This window comes from Streptomyces sp. CB03234 (assembly GCF_001905885.1).
Lineage (GTDB): Bacteria > Actinomycetota > Actinomycetes > Streptomycetales > Streptomycetaceae > Streptomyces.
The window spans coordinates 397803-419788 of record NZ_LIYH01000006.1 but is presented as its reverse complement, the minus strand read 5'-3'; the positions used below and the strand labels follow the sequence as shown (position 1 = coordinate 419788).

General features: G+C 72.6%; 18 protein-coding genes. 9 read left to right on the top strand and 9 right to left on the bottom strand.

Translation table 11 applies throughout. From position 1 onward, the window contains the following. Window positions 1–24: 24 nt before the first annotated feature. Together AMK26_RS27635 and rsmI are read right to left on the bottom strand one after the other, a co-directional pair. Window positions 25–441, bottom strand: a complete 417-nt coding sequence (locus tag AMK26_RS27635; RefSeq protein WP_073757483.1) for a hypothetical protein — start codon at window positions 439–441, stop codon at window positions 25–27. A 129-nt stretch (window positions 442–570) separates the two neighbouring features. After that, on the bottom strand, window positions 571–1470 hold the full coding sequence (rsmI, locus tag AMK26_RS27630) for a 16S rRNA (cytidine(1402)-2'-O)-methyltransferase (protein WP_198944172.1): 900 nt from the start codon (window positions 1468–1470) through the stop codon (window positions 571–573). Window positions 1471–1522: 52 nt separating this feature from the next. Here rsmI and AMK26_RS27625 point away from each other — a divergent pair, with 52 nt between their 5' ends. From AMK26_RS27625 to AMK26_RS27595, 7 genes are all read left to right on the top strand, one after another. Further along, a complete protein-coding gene (locus tag AMK26_RS27625; protein ID WP_073757479.1) occupies window positions 1523–3256 on the top strand; it encodes a dolichyl-phosphate-mannose--protein mannosyltransferase in 1734 nt (577 codons plus the stop codon). A gap of 183 nt (window positions 3257–3439) precedes the next feature. After that, on the top strand, window positions 3440–3994 hold the full coding sequence (locus AMK26_RS27620; protein WP_241838091.1) for a hypothetical protein: 555 nt from the start codon (window positions 3440–3442) through the stop codon (window positions 3992–3994). A 35-nt stretch (window positions 3995–4029) separates the two neighbouring features. Beyond that, window positions 4030–4728, top strand: coding sequence for a hypothetical protein (locus AMK26_RS37100; protein ID WP_073757477.1), 699 nt, complete (start codon window positions 4030–4032; stop codon window positions 4726–4728). 161 nt (window positions 4729–4889) lie between these two features. After that, window positions 4890–6527 (top strand): penicillin-binding transpeptidase domain-containing protein, encoded by a 1638-nt coding sequence (locus tag AMK26_RS27610; RefSeq protein ID WP_073757475.1) that lies wholly within the window; start codon window positions 4890–4892, stop codon window positions 6525–6527. Window positions 6528–6575: 48 nt separating this feature from the next. Beyond that, the gene (locus AMK26_RS27605) at window positions 6576–7094 is read left to right on the top strand and encodes a YbaK/EbsC family protein (RefSeq protein WP_073757473.1); all 519 of its coding nucleotides are present in this window, start codon (window positions 6576–6578) and stop codon (window positions 7092–7094) included. Next, the gene (locus tag AMK26_RS27600) at window positions 7091–7942 is read left to right on the top strand and encodes an EamA family transporter (protein ID WP_073757471.1); all 852 of its coding nucleotides are present in this window, start codon (window positions 7091–7093) and stop codon (window positions 7940–7942) included. The genes AMK26_RS27605 and AMK26_RS27600 overlap by 4 nt, the downstream gene beginning before the upstream one ends. 82 nt (window positions 7943–8024) lie before the next feature. After that, the gene (locus tag AMK26_RS27595; protein ID WP_073757470.1) at window positions 8025–8225 is read left to right on the top strand and encodes a type II toxin-antitoxin system VapB family antitoxin; all 201 of its coding nucleotides are present in this window, start codon (window positions 8025–8027) and stop codon (window positions 8223–8225) included. 2293 nt (window positions 8226–10518) lie between these two features. Here AMK26_RS27595 and AMK26_RS27590 read toward each other — a convergent pair. The 5 genes from AMK26_RS27590 to AMK26_RS27570 are packed head-to-tail and all read right to left on the bottom strand — an operon-like array spanning window position 10519 to window position 14828. Next, window positions 10519–11016: a peptidylprolyl isomerase gene (locus AMK26_RS27590; RefSeq protein ID WP_073757469.1), complete on the bottom strand. Its 498-nt coding sequence runs from the start codon at window positions 11014–11016 to the stop codon at window positions 10519–10521. Window positions 11017–11036: 20 nt separating this feature from the next. Beyond that, window positions 11037–12194, bottom strand: coding sequence for a serine hydrolase domain-containing protein (locus AMK26_RS27585; protein WP_073757468.1), 1158 nt, complete (start codon window positions 12192–12194; stop codon window positions 11037–11039). A gap of 45 nt (window positions 12195–12239) precedes the next feature. Further along, complete coding sequence (locus AMK26_RS27580) at window positions 12240–13013, bottom strand: energy-coupling factor ABC transporter ATP-binding protein (protein ID WP_073757467.1); 774 nt, start codon at window positions 13011–13013, stop codon at window positions 12240–12242. Continuing rightward, window positions 13010–13771, bottom strand: coding sequence for a cobalt ECF transporter T component CbiQ (gene cbiQ / locus AMK26_RS27575; RefSeq protein ID WP_073757466.1), 762 nt, complete (start codon window positions 13769–13771; stop codon window positions 13010–13012). Before cbiQ ends, AMK26_RS27580 begins: the two co-directional genes overlap by 4 nt. Before the next feature lies 1 nt (window position 13772). After that, entirely contained in the window at window positions 13773–14828 is a 1056-nt protein-coding gene (locus AMK26_RS27570) for an energy-coupling factor ABC transporter permease (protein WP_073757465.1), read from the bottom strand. A gap of 158 nt (window positions 14829–14986) precedes the next feature. Here AMK26_RS27570 and AMK26_RS27565 point away from each other — a divergent pair, with 158 nt between their 5' ends. Beyond that, the gene (locus tag AMK26_RS27565; RefSeq protein WP_073757464.1) at window positions 14987–15355 is read left to right on the top strand and encodes an SsgA family sporulation/cell division regulator; all 369 of its coding nucleotides are present in this window, start codon (window positions 14987–14989) and stop codon (window positions 15353–15355) included. 137 nt (window positions 15356–15492) lie between these two features. Here AMK26_RS27565 and AMK26_RS27560 read toward each other — a convergent pair whose 3' ends face one another. Next, window positions 15493–17652 carry an MMPL family transporter gene (locus tag AMK26_RS27560; protein ID WP_073757463.1) on the bottom strand — a complete coding sequence of 720 codons (2160 nt, stop codon included), beginning with the start codon at window positions 17650–17652 and terminating at the stop codon, window positions 15493–15495. 154 nt (window positions 17653–17806) lie between these two features. Further along, window positions 17807–18379: a TetR/AcrR family transcriptional regulator gene (locus tag AMK26_RS27555; protein WP_073757462.1), complete on the bottom strand. Its 573-nt coding sequence runs from the start codon at window positions 18377–18379 to the stop codon at window positions 17807–17809. Between the two features lie 143 nt (window positions 18380–18522). Between AMK26_RS27555 and AMK26_RS27550 the strand changes: the two genes are divergently transcribed. Next, the gene (locus AMK26_RS27550; protein WP_073757461.1) at window positions 18523–21831 is read left to right on the top strand and encodes a S41 family peptidase; all 3309 of its coding nucleotides are present in this window, start codon (window positions 18523–18525) and stop codon (window positions 21829–21831) included. Window positions 21832–21986 lie beyond the last annotated feature (155 nt).

Genomic DNA, 21986 nt, shown 5'->3' with positions numbered 1-21986 from the left:
CGATCGTACGGAAGCGGCCGGGACCTACTTGCGGTGGAAGGCGTGCAGCAGGTCGGACAGGTGCCAGTGGTGCGGCTCCCTGGCCGGCTCGGCCGGCGGTGCCTCTTCCGTCTCCTGCTTCCGCTCCTGGCCGAGGGTCGGACCGGCCGACCCCACGGACCCCTTCGTCGGCTCGGCCTGGTGCTGGGCGAGCAGTTCGAGCACCGAGGAGACCTGGCCGGCCCGCATGATCCGGACGCGGTGCCGTCCGCAGTTCACACAGGTGGGGTTGGAGAGCGGCGACGGTACCCGGCGGCCCCCCGCCTTGTACACGACGAACTCGTGCCCGCTGATGTCGGTGTGGTGCTCGATGTCGTACGCCTGCTCCCAGCCGTACCCGCAGTTCATGCAGGCGAAGGCATATGCCTCATGGCCGACCGGAGTACTTGTGGTCTCGCTCATGCCAGCTCCTTTCCACTGCAACCAGTGGACGCCTTCACGGGCGGGAGTGCGTAGGCACCTGTCGAATAATGGACCGGTTTTGGGGCGCCCCATGCCGAAAGGCCTGCCGCACGGTCTGGTCTTTGCTTTTCACGATAGTCCCTTACCCTCTGCCGGGCCCTGGCCAGACGCGTTCTTTGCCGCGACGACGGCGTCGAACACTTCACGCTTGGGCAGGCCCGCCTCGGCGGCGACCGCGGCGATGGCTTCTTTACGCCGCTCCCCCGCCTCCTCGCGCACCCGCACCCTGCGCACCAGCTCGTCGGCGTCCAGCTCCCCGGGCCCGGTCTCCGGCGCCCCCTCGACCACGATGGTGATCTCGCCGCGTACGCCCTCGGCGGCCCAGGCCGCCAGCTCGCCGACGCCGCCGCGCTTGACCTCCTCGTACGTCTTGGTCAGCTCGCGGCACACCGCGGCCCGCCGGTCGGCGCCGAACACCTCGGCCATCGCGGCGAGCGTGTCGTCGAGGCGGTGCGGGGCCTCGAAGTAGACGAGCGTGCGACGCTCGCCGGCGACCTCCCGGAGCCTGGTCAGCCGCTCGCCCGCCTTGCGCGGCAGGAAGCCCTCGAAGCAGAACCGGTCGACGGGCAGCCCGGACAGCGCGAGCGCGGTGAGGACGGCGGACGGCCCGGGGACGGCCGTCACGCGGATGTCCCGCTCGACGGCGGCGGCGACCAGCCGGTAGCCGGGGTCGGAGACGGACGGCATGCCCGCGTCGGTGACCAGCAGCACGCGCGCGCCGCCCGCGAGGGCCTCGACCAGCTCGGGCGTACGGGCCGACTCGTTGCCCTCGAAGTACGACACGACCCGGCCGGTCGTGTGCACGCCGAGCGCCTGGGTCAGCCGGCGCAGCCGCCGGGTGTCCTCCGCGGCGACGACGTCGGCCCTCTCCAGCTCGGCGGCGAGGCGGGGCGGGGCGTCCGCGACATCTCCGATCGGGGTCCCTGCGAGTACGAGCGTTCCGGTCACCGTTCCTGTCACAGGGGTCATCCTCGCAGCCCGGACGGGCGACTCGCACAGGCGCGTTCCCTACGATGGCGCGGTGACCAGTACTGCTCATAAGGCCCTGCACGGGCAGGACGCCGCGAAAGAGCCGCCCCCGTGGCGGCAGCGCCTGCGCCGTTTCGGCTATGTGCCGCGGCCGGTGACGGGCCTGCGCGAGCGGTTGGTGCCCCCGTACGCCCGTCCCTCGGACCGGGTGTGGACGGTGCTCGGCGCGCCGCCCGCGGTGGCCGGGCGGCTGTGGCGGCTGGCGGCGTGGGGCGGTCCGCTGCTGGTGGCGCTCGTCGCGGGGCTGCTGCGGTTCTGGAACCTCGGTCAGCCGCACGCGGTGATATTCGACGAGACGTACTACGCCAAGGACGCCTGGGCGCTGATCAACCAGGGCTACGAGGGGTCGTGGCCCAAGGACGTCGACGCGCGGATCCTGGCGAACCCCGACGCGGTGGCCGTCCCCACGGACCCCGGTTATGTGGTGCACCCTCCGGTCGGCAAGTGGGTCATCGGGCTCGGCGAGTGGATGTTCGGGTTCGATCCGTTCGGCTGGCGCTTCATGGTGGCGGTGCTGGGCACGCTGTCGGTGCTAATGCTGTGCCGGATCGGGCGGCGACTGTTCCGGTCGACGTTCCTGGGCTGCCTGGCGGGCGCGCTGCTCGCGGTGGACGGGCTGCACTTCGTAATGAGCCGGACGGCACTGCTGGACCAGGTGCTGATGTTCTTCGTCCTCGCGGCGTTCGGGTGCCTCCTCATCGACCGGGACCACTCACGCCGCCGGCTCGCGGCCGCGCTGCCGGTGGACGCGGACGGGGTGCTGCGACCGGACGCGGCGGTCGCGGAAACGCTGCGCCTGGGGTGGCGGCCGTGGCGGATCGCGGCCGGGCTGATGCTGGGCCTGGCGGCGGCCACGAAGTGGAACGGGCTGTACGTCCTGGCCGCGTTCGGGGTCCTCACGGTGCTGTGGGACGTGGGCGCACGACGCACCGCCGGCGCCTTCCGGCCGTACGAGAGCGTCCTGAAGCGGGACCTGGTGCCCGCGTTCGTCTCGACGGTGCCGGTGGCGGTCGTCACGTACATCGCGTCGTGGTCGGGCTGGATCTTCACGGACAAGGGGTACTTCCGGAACTGGGCCACCACGGAGGGCAAGGACAGCTCGTGGTCGTGGCTGTTCCCCGACTGGTGGCGCAGTCTGTGGCACTACGAGTCGGAGGTCTACAGCTTCCACATCAACCTGACGTCGGGTCACACCTACCAGTCGAACCCGTGGAGCTGGATCGTGCTGGGCCGGCCCGTCTCGTACTTCTACGAGGACCCGCGCGCCGGCCAGGACGGCTGCCCGGCGAACGCGACGGAGAAGTGCGCCCGCGAAGTCCTGGCCATCGGCACGCCCCTGCTCTGGTGGGCGGCGTGCTTCGCGCTCCTGTACGTCCTGTGGCGCTGGTTCTTCCGGCGCGACTGGCGGGCGGGCGCGATCGCGTGCGCGGTCGCGGCCGGGTGGGTGCCGTGGTTCTTCTACCAGGAGCGCACCATCTTCCTGTTCTACGCGGTGGTGTTCGTACCGTTCCTGTGTCTCGCGGTGGCGATGATGATCGGCGCGATGCTCGGCCCCCCGGGCACGGATGAGACGGCCGAACGCCGCCGGACGATCGGCGCGGTCGGCGCGGGCGTACTCGTGCTGCTCATCGTCTGGAACTTCATCTACTTCTGGCCCCTCTACACGGGCGAGTCGATCCCGATGGACGACTGGCGCGACCGGATGTGGCTGGACACCTGGGTGTAGGCAAATCTCGCCGCCGCGTTGTCAGTTGTGCTGTGTAGTCTGTTTTACAGCCGGGGGGAACGGGCCTTGAGCGGCGTGCGTGACCACGTGTGCACACGTGGCGCGCGTGCCGTTCGTGCGGTCCGTACGGGATCGCCGTTTCCCCCGTGACACACGCACCAACGGGGATACGGGGAAAAGACCATGAGACGGAGCACACGTGTGCTCGCGGCGCTCGGCGCCGCCGTCGGCTCGCTGATACTCGTCACGCAGCCGGCCTCGGCCAACTCCTTCGGGCCGACGTTCGCGGACAACAAGGCGCACAGCTTCTTCTTCGACGACGACCTGTCGTCGGGGCAGCGCAACGGCATGGACTGGGCGCGCAAGAACTCGCTGGCGCCCACGGACATGACGACAAGCCTGGACAGCCGGTACAACAACCAGGTCGACGTGTGGGCGTACGCCACGTGGAACCCCACGGGTGACCAGAAGAACTGGTACGCGTGGACCACGTGCGTCAAGAAGGTGAGCGGCAGCTCGTCCAAGTGCGACCAGTTCACCATCGTGTTCAACCACAGGATCCCGCACTCGAACTACAAGTCCCTGTCGTGCCATGAGATCGGCCACAGCGTCGGCCTGGGCCACGCCAGCGGCAAGAACAGCAGCTACTCCTCGGCGAATCGTTCCTGCATGCGGGGCAACCCCGATCACAACTACTACGCCAACCACGACAAGAACCACATCAACGGCCGTTACTGAGCAGGACCGGCAGAGCAGAGGAGAGTGAGCAACCGATGAAGCGCACACACATCACACGGGCGGCCGCCGGCGCCGCCACCCTCGCCGTCCTGCTGGCCACGGCGGCGTGCTCGTCCGGCACGCCGCAGGCCGACGGGGAGCACGGCACGTCCACCGCCACAAAGGCGTCCGGCGGCTTCTGGGGCGCGCACGCGGGCGCGGCGGCCTCCGAGGTCGACCCGCCGACGAGCGTCCCGGATCTCGCGAGCCGCTCGGACCTGGTGGTCCTCGGCACCATCACGGGCGCCGGGGAGGGCAAGGACTACACCGAGCCGGGCAAGCCGCCCAACCGCACCTCGAACGTCGAGATCAAGGTCGAGAAGTCCAGCAAGCCGGGGGTGACCGGCGCGGTCGTCGAGTTCACCCGCGACCCGGGCCACAACCTGAAGGACATCACCGCCGACCTCCCCAAGGGGAAGTACGTCTTCTACCTCACGTCCTGGTACGAGGGGCCTGACGGCCCGGTCTACAGTTGCGCGTCCACGGCCTCGTGCGTGGTCGCCGCCAAGGACGGCGCCCTCCAGACGCCCCGCGACCCGGAGGCGGCGCACGAGCTGACCGAGGGCACCAAGGCCGCGGCTCCGGCCCAGGCGGGGAAGACGGCCCAGGCGGGGAAGACGGCTCAGTCCGCGCCCTCCGGGCCGCAGCGGCTGACCAGCGCCGACGACGTCTTCGCGCTCAGTACCACGCGCTGAGCCGGTAGGCACACGGGCCCCGGACCTCGTGACCGATGTCCGGGGCCCTGACGTTCCGGTCGGGTAACAACTCACTGCTGTTGTCAGTGCTGTCCCGTAGGGTGGCTCCCATTACGTGCTTGAACGTGTTCAAGCGGGCTCCTGGGGAGGGGGACTGCACGATGCGCAGTGGAGCGAAGGTCGCCGTCATCGGCGGGGTGTTCACCGTCGTCGCGGGTGGCGTGGGGTACGGGGCGTACAACCTGTGGAACGGGATCACGGGCGGGACGACACCGACCACCACGTCGGCCGCGGCCCCGCGGAAGGCCGGTTCGGGGCCGGTGACCGCCGAGGAGGTCGAGCGGACCGCGAAGGACTTCCTCGCCGCGTGGGCCAAGGGGGACGAGGCGGCGGCCGGTGAGCTGACCAACAACGCCGGCACCGCCACGCCCGCCGTCGCCGGCTTCCGGGACGAGGCCCATGTCTCGAAGGCGGTCATCACCCCGGGCCAACCGGTGGGCCCGAAGGTGCCGTTCACGGTCGACGCGACCGTGACGTACGAGGGGCAGTCCAAGCGTCTGACGTACGCCTCACAGCTGACCGTCGTACGCGGCGTCACCAGCGGCAAGCCGCTGGTCGACTGGGAACCGTCGGTGATCCACCCGAAGCTGACCGGTGAGTCGGCGCTGCGTACGGGCGAGGCGCCCAACCCGCCCGTCAAGGCCGTCGACCGCGACGGGGTGGAGCTGACGCCGGAGAAGTACCCGTCCCTCAAGCCGATCCTGGACCAACTGCGCGAGAAGTACGGCTCCGAGGCGGGCGGGAAGCCCGGCATCGAGACGTGGATCGAGTCCCCGGGCGAGGACGGGGCGGACCAGACGCTGCTGACGCTCACCAAGGGCGAGCCGGGCAAGCTGCGGACGACACTGGACGCGGACGTCCAGGCGGCGGCCGAGCAGGCGGTGAAGCGGTACGGCGAGTCGTCGGTGGTGGCCATCAAGCCGAGCACCGGTGAGATACGCGCCGTCGCCAACAACCGCCAGGACGACTGGAACGCGGCCTTCCTGGGTGTGCAGGCACCCGGCTCGACGATGAAGATCGTGACGGCGGCCATGCTGCTGGAGAAGGGCCTGGTGAGCGCCGACCGCCCAGCCGAGTGCCCCAAGAACGTCATGTACCAGGGCCGGACCTTCCACAACCTGGACCATTTCGACCTCCCGGCGGGAAGCACCTTCAAGGAGAGCTTCAAGCGGTCCTGCAACACCGCCTTCATCAAGCTGATCGACGACGTCGGCGACGACACGGCGCTGGGCAAGGAGGCGCGGGACGTCTTCGGCATCGGCCTGAACTGGCAGACGGGCGTCGTGACCAAGGACGGTTCCGTTCCCGCGGAGAGCGGCGGTGTGGCGGCGGCCCAGTACATCGGACAGGGCACCATCCAGATGAACGTCCTCAACGTCGCCTCCATCACCGCGACCGCGAAGAACGGCAGCTTCAAGCAGCCGGTCATCGTGCCGCGTGACCTGGACGACCGGGAGATCGCCACCGCCGCCCGCCCGCTGGAGGCCTCCGCCGCCCAGCAGTTGCGCGAGATGATGCGGGCCACGGCGACCAGCGGCACGGCCGCCGAGGCCATGTCCGGGGTCGGCGGCGACAAGGGCGCGAAGACCGGCTCGGCCGAAGTCGGCGGCCAGGCCGACTCCAACAGCTGGTTCGCCGGCTTCGCCGACGACCTGGCCGCCGCGGCGGTCGTCCAGTCGGGCGGCCACGGCGGGGACGCGGCGGGCCCGCTCGTCGCCTCCGTACTCAAGGCCCGGTGACACCGGGCGGGCCCACAGCGGCGTGACCACAGCCGGTAACGCACTCGCATGGCCCGTACAGCTACCGCTAGCGTGCGGGCCATGAGCGCTTCACTCGCCCACCCCCGTTTCGCCGAGGCCCTCCGCGCGCTCGGCCTGCACGACATCGAGATCCGCCGCTTCCCCGACGCCACCCGCACCGCCGCCCAGGCCGCCGCCGCGATCGGCTGCCACCCGTCCGAGATCGTCAAGTCGCTGGTCTTCGCGGCGGACGGGGTGCCGGTCCTGGTCCTGATGGACGGCTCGTCGCGGGTGGACGTGGAGCTGGTGCGGCGCGAGCTGGACGCCGCCGCCGTGACCAGGGCGGACGCCGACGTCGTACGGGAGACGACCGGGTACGCGATCGGCGGCGTGCCGCCCTTCGGGCACGTGACCAGGACGCGGGTGCTGGCCGACCGGGGCCTGCTCGACCACGAGGTGGTGTGGGCCGCGGCCGGTACGCCGCACACGGTGTTCCCGCTCGACCCCGCGACGCTGATCGCCCACGCGGGCGGCACACTGGTCGACGTACGCGAGCGGACGGCGTGACGCCGCTGGTCGCCACCGCCGTGCTGATCGCCGCGGTGACGCACGCCGGCTGGAACGCGATCGCGCACCACATCAAGGACCAGTTGCTGTCCTTCACGCTCATATCCGGCGGCGGGGCGCTGATCGGAGCGGTGGCCGCCTGCTTCGTCCCACTGCCGGCCGCGGCCGCCTGGCCGTACCTGATCCTCTCCGCCGCCCTCCACGTCGGCTACATGGCCCTGCTGATGCGCTCGTTCACGCTCGGCGACTTCGGCCAGATGTACCCGATCGCCCGCGGAACGGCGCCGCTGGTCGTCACCGTCCTGGCGGCCCTCCTCGTCGACGAACTCCCCGACGGCCTCCAGCTCACCGGCGTGGCCGTCGCCTGCGCGGGCCTGATGGGCCTGGCGCTGTGGGGCATCCGGGGCACCGGCGGCCGCCCGCCCTGGCCGGCGATCCTCGCCGCCCTCGCCACCGGCCTCGCCATCGCCGGCTACACGGTCGTGGACGGCGTCGGCGTCCGCGCCTCGGGCACCCCGCTGGGCTACATCGCGTGGCTGATGCTCGTACAAGGCCTCGCGATCCCGGCGTACACCCTCCACCGCCGCCGCACCGCCCTGGCCGCCCAGCTCCGCCCCCACGCCGCCCGCGGACTCCTCGGCGCGGCACTCTCCGTCTCGGCCTACGCCCTGGTCCTCTGGGCCCAGACCCGCGCCCCCCTGGCCCCGGTCGCCGCGCTGCGCGAATCCTCCATCATCGTCGGCGCGGCCATCGGAGCCCTGCTCTTCAAGGAACGCTTCGGCGCCCCGAGAATCGCGGCGGCGGGCCTGATGGTCGTGGGCATCGGGCTGATGCTGCACATGGGCTGAGCCGGGCCCCCGGCCGCCACGCCCGACCGCTAAGGTCCGGGTACGACTAAGGTCCGGGTACGACGCGACGAAGGGGGCCTCCGTGGCCAAGGTCAACATCAGCCTGGACGCAGACCTGGTGGTGGAGGTGATGGTGCTGGCCGGGATCGGCTCGCCGCAGGACGCCATAGAGGTCGTCGTACGCGACTACATCGCTCGCGGCCACCGCTCGGAAGCCCGCACCGAACTCAAGGACCAGGCCCTCCGGGAAGTGGACGCACGCCCCCAGGAACCCCAGGGCTGACCGGAGCGCCACCACCACGCTGATCACCGTTCCGGGGCGGACGCCCTGTTCATGGTGGCCGTGCGGGCCACCGCCCCCGAGGCAGACGCCCCGCCCACGATGACCGTGTGGGCCGCCCTCTCTCCGAGTGTGGCGGGCTCCGGCGCCCCGTCAAGGGCGCTCCCTTCGGTCGCGTCGCTTCGCGATGGGCTTCGCCCACCCTTGACCGGCCGCCTCCGCCCGCCTTTTCCCACTCGGAGGGCGGCCCGGGGGAACGGGCCCGGGAGGGGCCCGCCTTTCCCCGTGCCGTTCGTGGCCGGGAGGCGGGTGCTGGAGGGGCGCGGCAGTGGAATGGGGCGGCGGCGCTTGGCTCAGCGGCGGGCGGCCGTCTGTTGGTTGCGGTGCAGGACCTCGCTTCGGTGGGTGGTGGGTGCGCGGCAGTGGTGTGGGGCTTCCGGGGTCGGCTCGGCGGCTGCGGGTGGGTGAGGGGTTGGGGTTCAGGCGGGTGGCTGGGGTGGGGTGGTGGCTGGGCCGGGGTGTTGCCCCGCCCCGCGGCCGGGGTGGAGGCGTGGATGTGGCCGGGTGGCTGGCTGCCGGGCCTGTCGGCTCGCCGGCCCGGTCGGGCCCCGCCGCCCGTGGCTGCGCCGGGGCACCTCACCGCCGCCCCGCTTGCCACACGGGAAGCCCCACCCGCCCCCTCGGTCACAGTGGTGCCGGGGTCGGGGAGTTGTGGGCGGTGTGAGACACCTTCCCGCCGTGGTGTGGGGTCTTTGGGTGTCCGATCCCGCCCACAACCCTGGTGCGGCGGTACGGGTGTGGCTGGAGGGGGCGAAGAGGTCAGTCGGTGGGGCGTGCGGGGCCACTGAGCGGGGGCCGGGCTGGGAAGGGCGGGGGCGTCGGGGTGGCTGCTGCGGGCGGGGGCTGACTGCGCCGCCCGGCCCCCGCGCCCGGGGCCGCGCACCGATCGGCGGGGCCGGGGGGCGGGGCCGGGGCTCGGCCGGGCATGCGGTCGGGCATCGTGCCGGTCCGGAGAGCTGCGCCGCTGCCCCCCTGCTGCCCCCGCCTGTCCTCACCCGCACCGCCCGCCTCACGGGAACGCCCCACCTGCCCCCTCCGCCACACCGGCACCTGGGCAGGCGAGTTGTGGGCGGTGTGGGACACCCAGGGGCCCGGCGACCACGGCAGGGAGGTGTCCCATCCCGCCCACAACTCCGGTGAGCCGACACGGCTGTGACTGGAGCGACGATCCCCCCGGCTCCCGGCCGAACAGGGCAACACCCAGGCCCAGCCCCGCACCCACCCCAGCCACCTGCCTGAACCCCAACCCCCCACCCGCCCGCAGTCGCCGAGCCGACCCCGGATGCCCCATTGCACTGGGGCGCACCCATCACCGGCAGGAGCGAGGTCCTGTACCGCAACCCACAGACGGCGGCCCGCCGCTTAGCCGAGCCGCGCCGCCCCATTCCTCTGCCGCGCCCCCTGCGGCATCCGCCTCCCGGCCACGAACGGCACCGGCAAAGGCGGGCCCCTCCTGGGCCCGTTCCCCCGGGCCGCCCTCCGAGTGGGAAAAGGCGGGCGGAGGCGGCCGGTCAAGGGTGGCCGTAGGCCATCGGCGAAGCCGACGCGAAGCGCCCTTGACGGGACGCCGGAGCCCGCCACACTCGGAGAGAGGGCGGCCCACACGCCCACCATGACCAGCACGCCCACCCCCGGGGCGGCGGCCCACACGCCCACACCGGGCGCTGCGGCGGCCCAGCCACGACCAGCACGCCCCGAAGCGGTCGGGGCAGTGGGTCGTGGGTTTCCGTACGAGCAGGGAGCCGAAGGTGGTGGCGTCGCTCAACGCGCGGAGATCCGGGCGGGTGCCGTATCGGCCACCCAATGGGCCCGGTTCGAATGCGGAGGGCTCCAAGGCCTTCGCCCCGGCGAAGAAGTCGCGGCGCTTTTCCTCGGCGAGTCCGGGGTCCCGGCGGCGCCGTCCTCGTCCTTGTCGTGCAACCACCCTCTTGCCCGCCCCGGGCTTCGGGGCCGGGGCCGGGGCCGGGGCCGTCATGAGCGTGCAAGTCCCCCACCCGTGCGGGAGGGACGATGCTGCGCGGTGCGGTGGGCCGGTCCTGTTCGGCGACCGTCCGTGCCGGTGACGCGGCACGCGTCCCCGCGGCACGCGTCCCCGCGGCACGCGTCCCCGCGGCGCGCGGCTCCGGGGCGTACGCGGTCATCGCCTTGACGAACCAGGCGGCCCCGGTCAGGGCCGGCACGCCGAGGCCGGCGGCCTCCCGGGGCTGCACCCCGGTGGGCCGCCGGGCCGGGGGCGCTACACCGTGCCGGACGCGGCGATCGTGACCTTGGCCTTCGGGGTGCCGGCGCGGGTGCCGAGGGCCTCGATCTTCTTGACCACGTCCATGCCCTCGACGACCTCGCCGAACACGACGTGCTTGCCGTCGAGCCAGTCGGTGACGATCGTGGTGATGAAGAACTGCGAGCCGTTGGTGTTCCGGCCGGCGTTCGCCATGCTCAGCAGGCCCGGCTTGGTGTGCTTGAGCTGGAAGTTCTCGTCGGCGAACTTCTCGCCGTAGATGCTCTTGCCGCCGGTGCCGTTGCCGGCGGTGAAGTCGCCGCCCTGGAGCATGAAGTCGGGGATGATGCGGTGGAAGCTGGAGCCCTCGTAGCCGAAGCCGTTCTGGCCGGTGGCCAGTTCGCGGAAGTTGCGGGCGGTCTTCGGGACGACGTCGTCGAAGAGGGCGAAGACGATGCGGCCCGCGGGCTCGCCGTCGATGGTGATGTCGAAGTAGACATTGCTGTTGTCGGTCATGGGATCACCCTAAGTGACGCTCAGGTGATCGCCGCACGCACCGCCCGTACCAGGGCCTGCGCCCTGGGGTCGGCCGTGACGCCCTTGCGCATGCCGTTGGTGACGTAGCCGAGTGCGATGCCCGACGCCGGGTCGGCGAAGCCGAGGGAGCCGCCGCGCCCGGGGTGGCCGAAGGAGCCGGGGGACAGCAGGGGCGTGGCGGGGCCGTGGAGCATGTAGCCGAGGCCGAAGCGGGTGGAGACCACCAGGACCCGGTCGGGGCCCGCGGACTCCTCCGTACGCGCCATGGCGAGGGTGGCCGGGGCGAAGAGGCGGTGGCCGTCCACGGGGCCGAGGGTCGCCGCGTAGAAGCGGGCCAGGGCGCGGGCGGTGGAGATGCCCGCCGATGCGGGGAGTTCGGCGGCGCGGTAGGCCGGGTCGTTCTCGTCCGGGGCCGGGGTGATGGCGCTGAACGCGCGGCGGGTGAGCGAGGCGGGGTCGGCGTAGGCGTCGGCGACCGAGCGCTTGGGGCGCAGCTTGAGCGCGCCGCCGTGTGCGGGCTCCCCGACCGGGCCGATGCGGCCGACCCGGTGGGCCTCGTCCGAGGGGAGGCCGATCCACAGGTCGAGGCCGAGCGGGCGGGCTATCTCCTCGGCGACCCAGCGGCCTATGGTGCGCCCGGTGACGCGCTGGACCAGCGCGGCCAGCAGCCAGCCGTACGTGTGCGCGTGGTAGCCGTGGTCGGTGCCCGGCTCCCAGGCGGGCGCCTGGGCGGCGATGGCGTCCGAGGCCACGGTGAGGTCGGCGGCCTCGGCGAGGGTCAGCGGGCGGTCCGGGGCCGGGACGCCCGCCTGGTGCGACAGCAGGTGGCGCACCAGCGCCCGTTCCTTGCCCGCCGCCTTGAACTCGGGCCAGTACGTGCCGACGGGCGCGTCCAGGTCCAGCTGCCCGCGCTGGTGCAGCAGCAGCGGTACGGCGGCGGCGACGCCCTTCGTCGCCGAGCGGACGACCTGGGCGGTGTCCACGGCCCACGGGGCGGTCCCGTCCACGTCGCGCGTGCCCGCCCACAGGTCGACGACCTTGCGGCCGTCCCGGTAGACGGCGACCGCGGCGCCCCGCTCGCCGCGCTGCTCGAAGTTGCGTACGAACGCGTCCCTGACCGGCTCGAAGCCGGTCTGCACCGTGCCCTGGACGTCCATCGTCCACCCCTTTCGCTCAGCGGCTCCCACCCATGGTGCAACGTGCTAGTGGGGCGCCGGCTTCCGGGTGGGCCTGGCGGTCGGGTCGAAGCCGAAGGGTAGCTCCAGGCGGTGCGTGCGCATCAGTTCCTCGTCGGCGAGCAGGCCGCTGGTGGGGCCGTCCGCCGCGATCACGCCCTCGCTGAGCACCACCGCGCGGGGGCACAGTTCGAGGGCGTACGGAAGGTCGTGGGTGACCATCAGGACGGTCACGTCCAACGACCGGAGGATGTCGGCGAGTTCGCGGCGCGAGGCCGGATCCAGGTTGGACGACGGCTCGTCGAGGACGAGGATCTCGGGCTCCATGGCGAGGACGGTCGCCACCGCGACCCGCCGCCGCTGCCCGAAGGACAGGTGGTGCGGGGGCCGGTCCGCGTACTGCTCCATGCCGACCCGGGAGAGGGCCTTCGCCACGACCGCCTCCAGTTCGGGGCCGCGCAGTCCGGCCGCCGCCGGGCCGAAGGCGACGTCCTCGCGGACGGTCGGCATGAACAGCTGGTCGTCGGGGTCCTGGAAGACGATGCCGACGCGGCGGCGGATCTCGGCCAGGTTGGCCTTCTGGACCGGCAGCCCGGCGACGGTCACCGTCCCGGCGCCGCCGGTGAGGATGCCGTTGAGGTGGAGGACGAGGGTGGTCTTGCCGGCGCCGTTGGGGCCGAGCAGCGCGACCCGTTCGCCGCGCTCGACGGTCAGGTCGACGCCGAACAGCGCCTGGTGGCCGTCGGGGTAGGCGTACGCGAGGCCGCGGACGTCGAGCGACGGCACGAAACTGAGACTCATAGCGTCCATCCCAGCAGACAGATGAGCAGGGCGGTGAGCGGGAGGGCGGCGGCCGAGGACCACTGGGCCCGGGTGGCCGTCACCTCGTCGATGACCGGCATGGAACCGGCGTACCCGCGGCTCACCATCGCCAGGTGGACGCGTTCGCCGCGCTCGTAGGAGCGGATGAACAGGGCGCCCGCCGACTTGGCGAGCACGCCCCAGTGCCGGACGCCCCTCGCCTCGAAGCCGCGTGAGCGCCGGGCGATGGACATGCGCCGCATCTCGTCGGTGATGACGTCGCCGTACCGGATCATGAAGGAGGCGATCTGTACGAGGAGGGGCGGCAGTTTCAGCCGTTGCAGGCCGAGCAGCAGGGCGCGCAGCTCGGTGGTGGCGGCGAGCAGCACGGAGGCGGCGACGCCCAGGGTGCCCTTGGCGAGGACGTTCCAGGCGTCCCACAGGCCCGGTACGGAGACGGAGACGCCGAGGAGCTGCGTCTGCTCGCCGGGCACGACGAACGGCATCAGGAACGCGAAGGCGACGAACGGCACCTCGATGACCAGGCGCCGCAGCACGAACCCCGGCGACACCCGGGCCGCCGCCGCGACGGCGCCGAGGAGCGCGGCGTACGCGGCGAAGGCCCAGACGGCCTCGCGGGGCGTGGAGACGACGACCACGACGAAGCAGAAGACGGCGGCGAGCTTGCAGTGCGGCGGCAGCCGGTGCACGGGCGAGTGCCCGTGCCGGTAGAGCTTGTGGGCGTGGCCGGCGCCCATGTCAGACGGTTTCCCCGACGCGGGCGTCGTCACGGGTGCCGTCCGTACGGCGGCGGCGGACCGCCCAGAAGACGCCCGTGCCGGCCAGGACGGTCGCGCCGACGCCGATGGTGCCCGCCAGCCCCCCGGACAGGCGGGCGTCTGTGAGGCCGCTGACGCCGTAGTCGGCGAGCGGCGAGTCGGCGGTGGCGTGTTCCTCGGCCTTCCGGTCGATGCCCTGGTCGGCGGCGACCTTCTCCAGGCCGTCGGGGCTGGCGGAGGCGTAGTAGGAGACGAATCCGGCCAGGACGAGCGCGGTGACCAGGCCGGTGGCCCACACCTTCTTGGTGGAGCGGGCGGCCACGGGGGCGGCCACGGGCGCCGGGGTGGCGTCCACCAGCTCGCCGCCCACCCGCAGCTTCAGCGGCGTGGTCAGGCCGCGTGCCCCGTACACCAGGTCCGGCCGTACGGCGATGACGGCGCCGACCGTGGCGGTCGTGATCACCGCCTCGCCGATGCCGATCAGGACGTGGACGCCGACCATGGCGGTGAGGACCTTGCCCACGGGTACGTCGGTGGTGCCGCCGACCGCGTAGATCGCCGTGAACGCGGCCGCCGCGGCCGGTACCGACACCAGGGAGGCGACGAACGAGGCGACGGTGATCGAGCGGCGGGTGCGGGGCAGGACCTTCACCAGGCCGCGGAAGAGCCCGTACGCCACGAGGACGGTGACCGCCCCCATGACGGTGATGTTGACGCCCAGCGCGGTGAGGCCGCCGTCCGCGAAGAGGACGCCCTGCATCAGCAGGACGACCGCGATGCACAACACGCCCGTATAGGGCCCGACGAGGATCGCGGCCAGGGCGCCGCCCAGCAGGTGCCCGCTGGTTCCGGCCGCCACGGGGAAGTTCAGCATCTGCACGGCGAAGATGAACGCCGCGACCAGTCCGGCGAGCGGCGCGGTCCGCTCGTCCAGCTCCCTGCGCGCGCCGCGCAGGCTGACCGCGACGGCGCCGGCGGCGACGAGGCCGGCGGCCGCGGAGACCGGCGCGTTGATGAATCCGTCGGGGACATGCATGCGGCGACCGCTTTCGGACAGGCGTATACGAACGGGTTCGATGATGGGTCCTTCTGCAAACGACTTGCAAGAGCGTCCACATCACAAAAGGGGGCGGGCGCACACCACGGAATGGTGGGACATTAGAGACAAATGAGGCGAATGTGAGGAGTCGGCCCATGGAGACCCCTGAGGAAGGTGTCGTAGTCCACACCAAGGCCCTGATCGTGACCGACGGTCCTCTCTCCCGCCCCGTCCCCGTGGCGATGCGTTACGAGCCGGCCCCTGGACCCGCCGCCGAGCCCGCCACCGTACGGCTGTGCTTCCCCGGCGGCACCGAGTGGAGCTTCCCGCGCACCCTCCTGGAGTCGGGCCTCCGCGCGCCCGCCCGGGGCGGCGACATCGGGATCTGGCCGTGCGGGCGCGTCCAGACGATCGTGGAGTACCACGCGCCGGAGGGCGTGGCCGTCGTGCAGTTCGACTCCTCGGCGCTGCTGCGCTTCCTGCGGCGTACGTACGCCGCCACCACGCCGACCGTCACCCGATGAGGCGATGACGGCCCGACGCGGCGGCGGCGTGTGACCGGGCGTGTGACCGCGGCGTCTGACCGCGGCGTCTGACCGGCGCGTGTGACCGGCGCGTGTGACCGGCGCGTCTCACCGGCGCGTCTGACCGGCGCGCGGCCTCAGACGCGTACGAGCTCCCGCTCGCCGTCCTCGGAGGCGTCGGCGGTGCGCAGGCCCTCGCCCTCCACGTCCACGTTCGGCAGGGCGCGGTCCAGCCACCCGGGCAGCCACCAGGCCTTGCGGCCGAGCAGCGCGAGCACCGCCGGCACGATCGCCATGCGCACCACGAACGCGTCGAAGAAGACGGCGACCGCGAGGCCGAAGCCGATCATCTTGACCATCTGCTCGCTGGAGCCGATGAAGCCCGCGAAGACCGCGATCATGATCACGGCGGCGGCCGCGACCACCCGCGCCCCGTGCCGGAAACCGGTGACGATCGCCTCGCCGGGCCGTTCCCCGTGGACGTACGCCTCACGCATCCGGGTGACGAGGAAGACCTCGTAGTCCATGGCCAGGCCGAAGACGACACCCACCATGAAGATCGGCATCATGCTCATGATCGGGCCGGTCTGCTCGACGCCGAACAGCGAGCCGAGCCAGCCCCACTGGAACACCGCCACGACCGCGCCGAGGGCGGCGACCACCGACAGCAGGAAGCCGAGCGCGGCCTTCAGCGGGACCAGCACCGAGCGGAAGACCACCATCAGGAGGACGAACGCGAGGCCGACGACGAGCGCCAGGTAGGGCAGCAGCGCGTCGTTCATCTTCTGCGAGAAGTCGATGTTCATCGCGGTGGCGCCGGTGACCAGCACGTCGTCACCGGTGGTGTCCCGGATGGAGTGGACCAGGTTCTCCGTCTCGACGGAGGAGGGCCGGGCCTTCGGTACGACGGTGATGATCGCCGTGTCGCCGGCCTTGTTGGGGGTGGCCGGGGTGACGGCCGCGACCCCGTCCAGGCCCTTGATGTGGGTGGCGGTACGGTCCGCCGCGGCCTTGTCGCCGTCGACGACGACCATCAGCGGGCCGTTGGAGCCCGGCCCGAAGCCGTCCGACAGCAGGTCGTAGGCGCGGCGCTGGGTGGTGGAGGTGGGCTGGGCGCCGTCGTCGGGCAGGCCCATCTCCAGCGACGCGGCCGGTACGGCGACGGCTCCGAGGCCGATCACGCCGACGAGCAGGACGGCGACGGGGCGGCGCAGCACGAAGCGGGCCCAGCGGGTGCCCATGTTGGGCTTGGCCTCGCCGGCCGGCTGGGGGTTGTTGCGGGCCTTGCGGCCGTGTACGCGCTTGCCGGCGTAGCCGAGGAGCGCGGGGATGAGGGTGAGGGCGATGAGGACGGCGATCAGGACCGTGCCGGCCGCCGCGAAGCCCATCTTCGTCAGCATCGGGATGTTGACGACGGCCAGGCCGACGAGGGCGATGACCACGGTGAGGCCGGCGAAGACGACGGCGGAGCCCGCCGTGCCGACGGCCCGTCCGGCCGCCTCCTCCCGTTCGCGCCCCTCGGCCAGCTCGGCACGGTAGCGGGAGACGATGAACAGCGCGTAGTCGATGCCGACCGCGAGGCCGATCATCATCGCGAGGGTGGAGGTGGTGGAGCCGAGGTCCAGGACGGAGGCGAGCGCGGTGATCGTGGACACGCCGATGCCGACGCCGATGATCGCGGTGAGCAGCGGCAGCCCGGCCGCGACGAGGGACCCGAAGGTGATGACGAGGACGATGCCCGCGACGATCACGCCGATGATCTCGCCCGCCCCGGTCTCGGGAACGGTCTGGAGCGCGTCGCCGCCGATCTCGACGGTGAGGCCGCTCTGCCGCGCCTCGGTGCCGGTCTCCTCCAGCGCCTCGCGTGTCGCGTCGGTCAGCTCCATGCCGCTGACCTTGTAGGACACCTGTACGTAGGCGGTGGTGCCGTCCCGGGAGACCGCCTGCACGGTGTACGGGTCGGTGACGTTCGCGACCTGGTCGGAGCCGGAGCGCAGCTCGTCCACGGCCTGGTGGACCTCGGCCTTGTGGGCGGGGTCGGTCATCTTCTGGCCGTCGGGGGCCTTGAAGACGACGCGGGCGGTGGCGCCGTCGGCGCCGGCGGCCGGGAAGCGCTCTTCGAGCAGGTCGAAGGCCTTCTGGGCCTCCGTACCCGGTATGGAGAAGGAGCTGGACGTCGCGGCGGGCGCGGAGGCGGCGCCGACGCCGGCGAGCGCGAGCAGCGCGATCCATATGAGGGCCACGAGATGGCGGCGCCGGAAGGCGGACCGGCCGAGTCGGTAGAGGAACGTTGCCACGGGGGCGTCTCCCGGTGATGGGTGGGACAACAGGACATGGGGAGTCGGCCCGACAGCGTGAGCGGTACGTGTCAGGTGGTGCTGGTGCGCTGGTGCGCTGGTGGAGCGGGGCGGAACGGGTGGAACGGGTGGAACTGCTGGAACGGGTGGAGCGTCAGACACCCAGGACGGGGAGGACCACGGCGTCGACGTACTCGGTGAGGAAGGCCTGGTCGACCACCCGGTCCTCGATGAGGGGGCGGGCGACGAAGGCGCCGATGAGCATGTGCGGGACGAGCCTGAGCGCCGGGTTGTCCGCGGCGACCTCGCCGCGCCGCACGGCGCGGCCCAGCACCTCGTCGAGCCCGGTCATCTCGGGTGCGACGAGCAGTTCGCGCAGGGCCTGGAGCAGGTCGGGGTTGTCGTGGACGGCATGGGCGAGGCCCCGCATCAGGGCGGAGTCCTTCTCCATCTGGCAGTCGTCGGACCGCGCGAGCATCTCGTGGAAGTCACCGCGCAGCGAGCCGGTGTCGATCTCGGCGATGTTCACCGGCTTGTTGTGCCGCAGGGCGTGGGCGACCAGCTCGGGCTTGCTCCCCCACTGGCGGTAGAGGGTGGCCTTGCTGGAGTGGGTGCGGGCGGTGACGGCGTCCATGGTGAGGGCGTCGTAGCCGACCTCACGGAGCAGGTCGAGGACGGCTTCGTAGAGCTCGGCCTCGCGCTCCGGGGTGAGCCTGCCGCGTGCCATGTCCGCGACCTCCGATCGAGACGAAACCGTTTCGTACACCTATGAGACTACGGCCGGCAGTGAGCGAAACGAAACCGTTTCGTACGTGTGCTGAATCACGTGATCGGGTTGCCGGGCCCCCACAGCGCGGAAAGCATGGCTGTGTGAGCAGCGACGGCGCATACCTCCGCTATCCCCACCTCCACGACGACCTGCTGTGCTTCGCGGCCGAGGACGACCTGTGGGTCGCGCCCCTGGTCGCGGACGGCGAACCACCCGGCCGGGCCTGGCGGGTGACGGTCGACAGGACGCGGGTCGGGCACCCGCGCTTCTCGCCGGACGGGCGGCACATCGCGTACACGAACTGGCGCAGCCTGGACCCGGAGATCCACCTGGCGCCGGTCGACGGCGGGCCCGCGCGCCGGCTGACCTACTGGGGGTCGCTGGACACGCGCGTGTGCGGGTGGACACCGGACGGCGAGATCCTGGCCGTCGCCTCGCACGGCCAGCCGTTCTCGCACTTCTCGTGGGCGTACAAGGTCCCGGTCGACGGCTCGCCCGGCGGGCGCCTGCCCTGGGGCCCGGTCTCCGACATCGCCGTCACGGACGTCGGGGGGAAGCACCTCACGCTCCTGCTCACCGGCAAGCCGCCGCACGAGCCGGCCGCCTGGAAGCGGTACCGGGGCGGGGCGACCGGGCGGCTGTGGCTGCACGGGGAGCGACTGCTGCCGGACCTGGAAGGCCACCTGGACTGCGCCATGTTCGTGGACGGCCGGATCGCGTTCCTCTCCGACCACGAGGGCGTCGGCAACCTCTACTCCTGCCTCCCGGACGGCACCGACCTGCGGCGGCACACCGACCACGACGCCTTCTACGCCCGGCACGCCTCCTCCGACGGGCGCCGCGTGGTCTACCAGTGCGCGGGCGACCTGTGGATCGTCGACGCGCTGACCCCCGACTCGGTGCCGCGCAAGCTGGCGGTACGCCTCGGGGGGCCGCGCACCGGACGGCGTACGTACCAGGTGCCCGCGGCGAACAACGTGGACGCCGTGTCGGTGGACGAGACGGGCCGGGCCAGCGCCGTCTCCGTACGCGGCAGCCTGTACTGGCTCACCCACCGCGACGGGCCCGCCCGCACGATCGCCGACACCCCGGGCGTACGGGTGCGGGCGCCGGAGATGCTCGGCAGCACCGGGCGGATCGCGTACGTCACCGACGCCGAGGGCGAGGAGGCCGTCGAGGTGGCCCACCTGCCGCGCGCGAGCGGCGAACGGGAGCCGAGGAGGTTCGCGGCCGGTGAGCTGGGCCACGTCACGGAGATGGTGGCCGACCCGGACGGCGGGCGGCTGGCGATCGCGTCGAACGACGGGCGGCTGCTGCTGCTCGACGTCGCGGAGGAGGAGTCCGGGGAACCGGCGGAAGCGGCGGAAGCGGCGGAACCGGACGGTGAGCCCGCCGGCGGGCTGACGGAGCTGACCCGCTCGATCAACGGCCCCGTCCGGGACATGGCCTTCTCCCCCGACGGCGCCTGGCTGACCTGGTCCCACCCGGGGATCGGCCGGTCGCTGCGCCAGATCAAGATCGCCCGGATCAAGGACCGGACGATCGTGGACGTCACCAACGGCCGCTTCGAGGACGAGAGCCCGGTGTTCACCCGGGACGGCCGCTACCTCGCCTTCCTGTCGTGGCGCGGCTTCGACCCGGTGTACGACGTGCACACCGGGGACCTGTCCTTCCCGCTCGGCTGCCGCCCCTACCTCGTACCGCTCGCCTCCACCACGCCGTCCCCGTTCGCGCTCTCGCCGGAGGGGCGGCCCGCGGCGGGCGGGCTGGACCTGACGGAGGAGGCCGCGGAGGGCGACGGGACGGTGGTCGTCGAGTTCGAGGGGCTGGAGAACCGGGTGACGCCCTTCCCGGTCGCCGCCTCCAAGTACTCGTCCCTGCACCCGGTGAGCGGCGGTGGCCTGGTGTGGCTGCGGTGGCCGATCTCGGGCGCGCTGGGCGAGACGTTCGTCAACCCGGCCGACACCTCCGGGCGGCCCACCCTCGAACACTTCAACCTCGCGAAGGCCCGCAAGACCGAACTGGTCGACCACCTCGACTGGTACGCCGTGAGCGGCGACGGGACGCGGCTGGTGGTGGTCGACGAGGGCGACCTGCGGGCCGTTCCCGCGACCGAGCCCGGCGACAGCGACTCCACGGTGTACGTCGACTCCCGCCGGATCCTGCACGAGGTGGACCCGGGCGCGGAGTGGCGCCAGGCGTACGACGAGGCGGGGCGGATCATCCGCGCCTACTTCTGGGACCCGGGCATGAGCGGCATCGACTGGGACGCCGTCCTCGACCAGTACCGTCCGCTGGTCGAACGGGTCGCCTCGCCCGACGAGTTCGCCGACCTGCTGCGGGAGGTGCTCGGTGAGCTGGGCACCTCGCACGCGTACGTCACGCCCGCGCGCCGCAACGAGGGCCCGCCGCACTACCAGCGGGCCCAGGGGCTGCTGGGCGCCAACTTCGTGCCGAGGGACGGCGGGTGGGCGGTGAAGCGGATCCTGCCCGGCGAGTCGTCCGACTCCAAGGCGCGTTCGCCCCTGGCCGGTACGGGGATCCGGGACGGCGCGGTCCTCACGCACGTGGACGGCCGCCCGGTGGACCCGGTGGCGGGGCCGTACCCGCTGCTGGCGGGGGCGGGCGGGACGACGGTCGAGCTGACGTTCCGGCCCGCCGAGGGCGAGGGCCGGGCGCGGCGCGTGGCCGTGGTCCCGCTGATCGACGAGCGGCCGCTGCGGTACCAGGACTGGGTCGCCAAGCGGCGGGAGGTGGTGCGGGAGCTGAGCGGCGGCACGTGCGGGTACCTCCACATCCCGGACATGGGCGGCTCGGGCTGGGCGCAGTTCAACCGGGACCTGCGGATGGAGGTCGCGCGGCCGGCCCTGATCGTGGACGTCCGGGGCAACGCGGGCGGGCACATCAGCGAGCTCGTGGTGGAGAAGCTCACCCGCAAGATCCTGGGCTGGGACCTCACGCGGGGCGCCCAGCCCGTCTCGTACGCCTCGAACGCCCCACGCGGCCCGGTCGTCGCCCTCGCCGACGAGGCCACCGCGTCGGACGGCGACATGATCACGGCCGCCTTCAAACTCCTGGGCCTCGGCCCCGTGGTCGGACAGCGCACGTGGGGCGGCGTCGTCGGCATGACGGGCCGCCACCGGCTGGGCGACGGCACGGTGATCACGGTGCCGATGAACGCGGCCTGGTTCGACGAGTACGGCTGGTCCATCGAGAACCACGGGGTGGCCCCGGACATCGAGATCCTCCGCACCCCGCTGGACTGGGCGGAGGGCCGCCACCGCCAGCTCTCCGACGCGGTCGAGGTCGCGCTCGAGCTCCTCGCCGAACACCCGGCGTCCCGCCCCCCGGACTACTCCCAGGCCCCGAACCTCGCCCGCCCCAAACTCCCCCCGAGGCCGGGCGCTTGACGTCCGCGTGACGCCCGGGCGCGTGGCGGGGCACGCGCCGCCGGCCGTCGGTACGGGGGGCGCCGCGCCCTCCGGTGGGCCCCGTCGCCCTCACACCGTGGGTGGGCGGCGGACCCGCCGAACCTCCCGCGCAGAGTGCAGCGGCCCGCCGGGGC

Excerpts from the sequence above, each read along its gene's own strand:
- AMK26_RS27635 (WP_073757483.1), bottom strand. The coding sequence starts at position 441 with ATGAGCGAGACCACAAGTACTCCGGTCGGCCATGAGGCATATGCCTTC.
- rsmI (WP_198944172.1), bottom strand. The coding sequence starts at position 1,470 with ATGACCCCTGTGACAGGAACGGTGACCGGAACGCTCGTACTCGCAGGG.
- AMK26_RS27620 (WP_241838091.1), top strand. The coding sequence starts at position 3,440 with ATGAGACGGAGCACACGTGTGCTCGCGGCGCTCGGCGCCGCCGTCGGC.
- AMK26_RS37100 (WP_073757477.1), top strand. The coding sequence starts at position 4,030 with ATGAAGCGCACACACATCACACGGGCGGCCGCCGGCGCCGCCACCCTC.
- AMK26_RS27610 (WP_073757475.1), top strand. The coding sequence starts at position 4,890 with ATGCGCAGTGGAGCGAAGGTCGCCGTCATCGGCGGGGTGTTCACCGTC.
- AMK26_RS27605 (WP_073757473.1), top strand. The coding sequence starts at position 6,576 with ATGGCCCGTACAGCTACCGCTAGCGTGCGGGCCATGAGCGCTTCACTC.
- AMK26_RS27590 (WP_073757469.1), bottom strand. The coding sequence starts at position 11,016 with ATGACCGACAACAGCAATGTCTACTTCGACATCACCATCGACGGCGAG.
- AMK26_RS27585 (WP_073757468.1), bottom strand. The coding sequence starts at position 12,194 with ATGGACGTCCAGGGCACGGTGCAGACCGGCTTCGAGCCGGTCAGGGAC.
- AMK26_RS27580 (WP_073757467.1), bottom strand. The coding sequence starts at position 13,013 with ATGAGTCTCAGTTTCGTGCCGTCGCTCGACGTCCGCGGCCTCGCGTAC.
- cbiQ (WP_073757466.1), bottom strand. The coding sequence starts at position 13,771 with ATGGGCGCCGGCCACGCCCACAAGCTCTACCGGCACGGGCACTCGCCC.
- AMK26_RS27570 (WP_073757465.1), bottom strand. The coding sequence starts at position 14,828 with ATGCATGTCCCCGACGGATTCATCAACGCGCCGGTCTCCGCGGCCGCC.
- AMK26_RS27565 (WP_073757464.1), top strand. The coding sequence starts at position 14,987 with ATGGAGACCCCTGAGGAAGGTGTCGTAGTCCACACCAAGGCCCTGATC.
- AMK26_RS27555 (WP_073757462.1), bottom strand. The coding sequence starts at position 18,379 with ATGGCACGCGGCAGGCTCACCCCGGAGCGCGAGGCCGAGCTCTACGAA.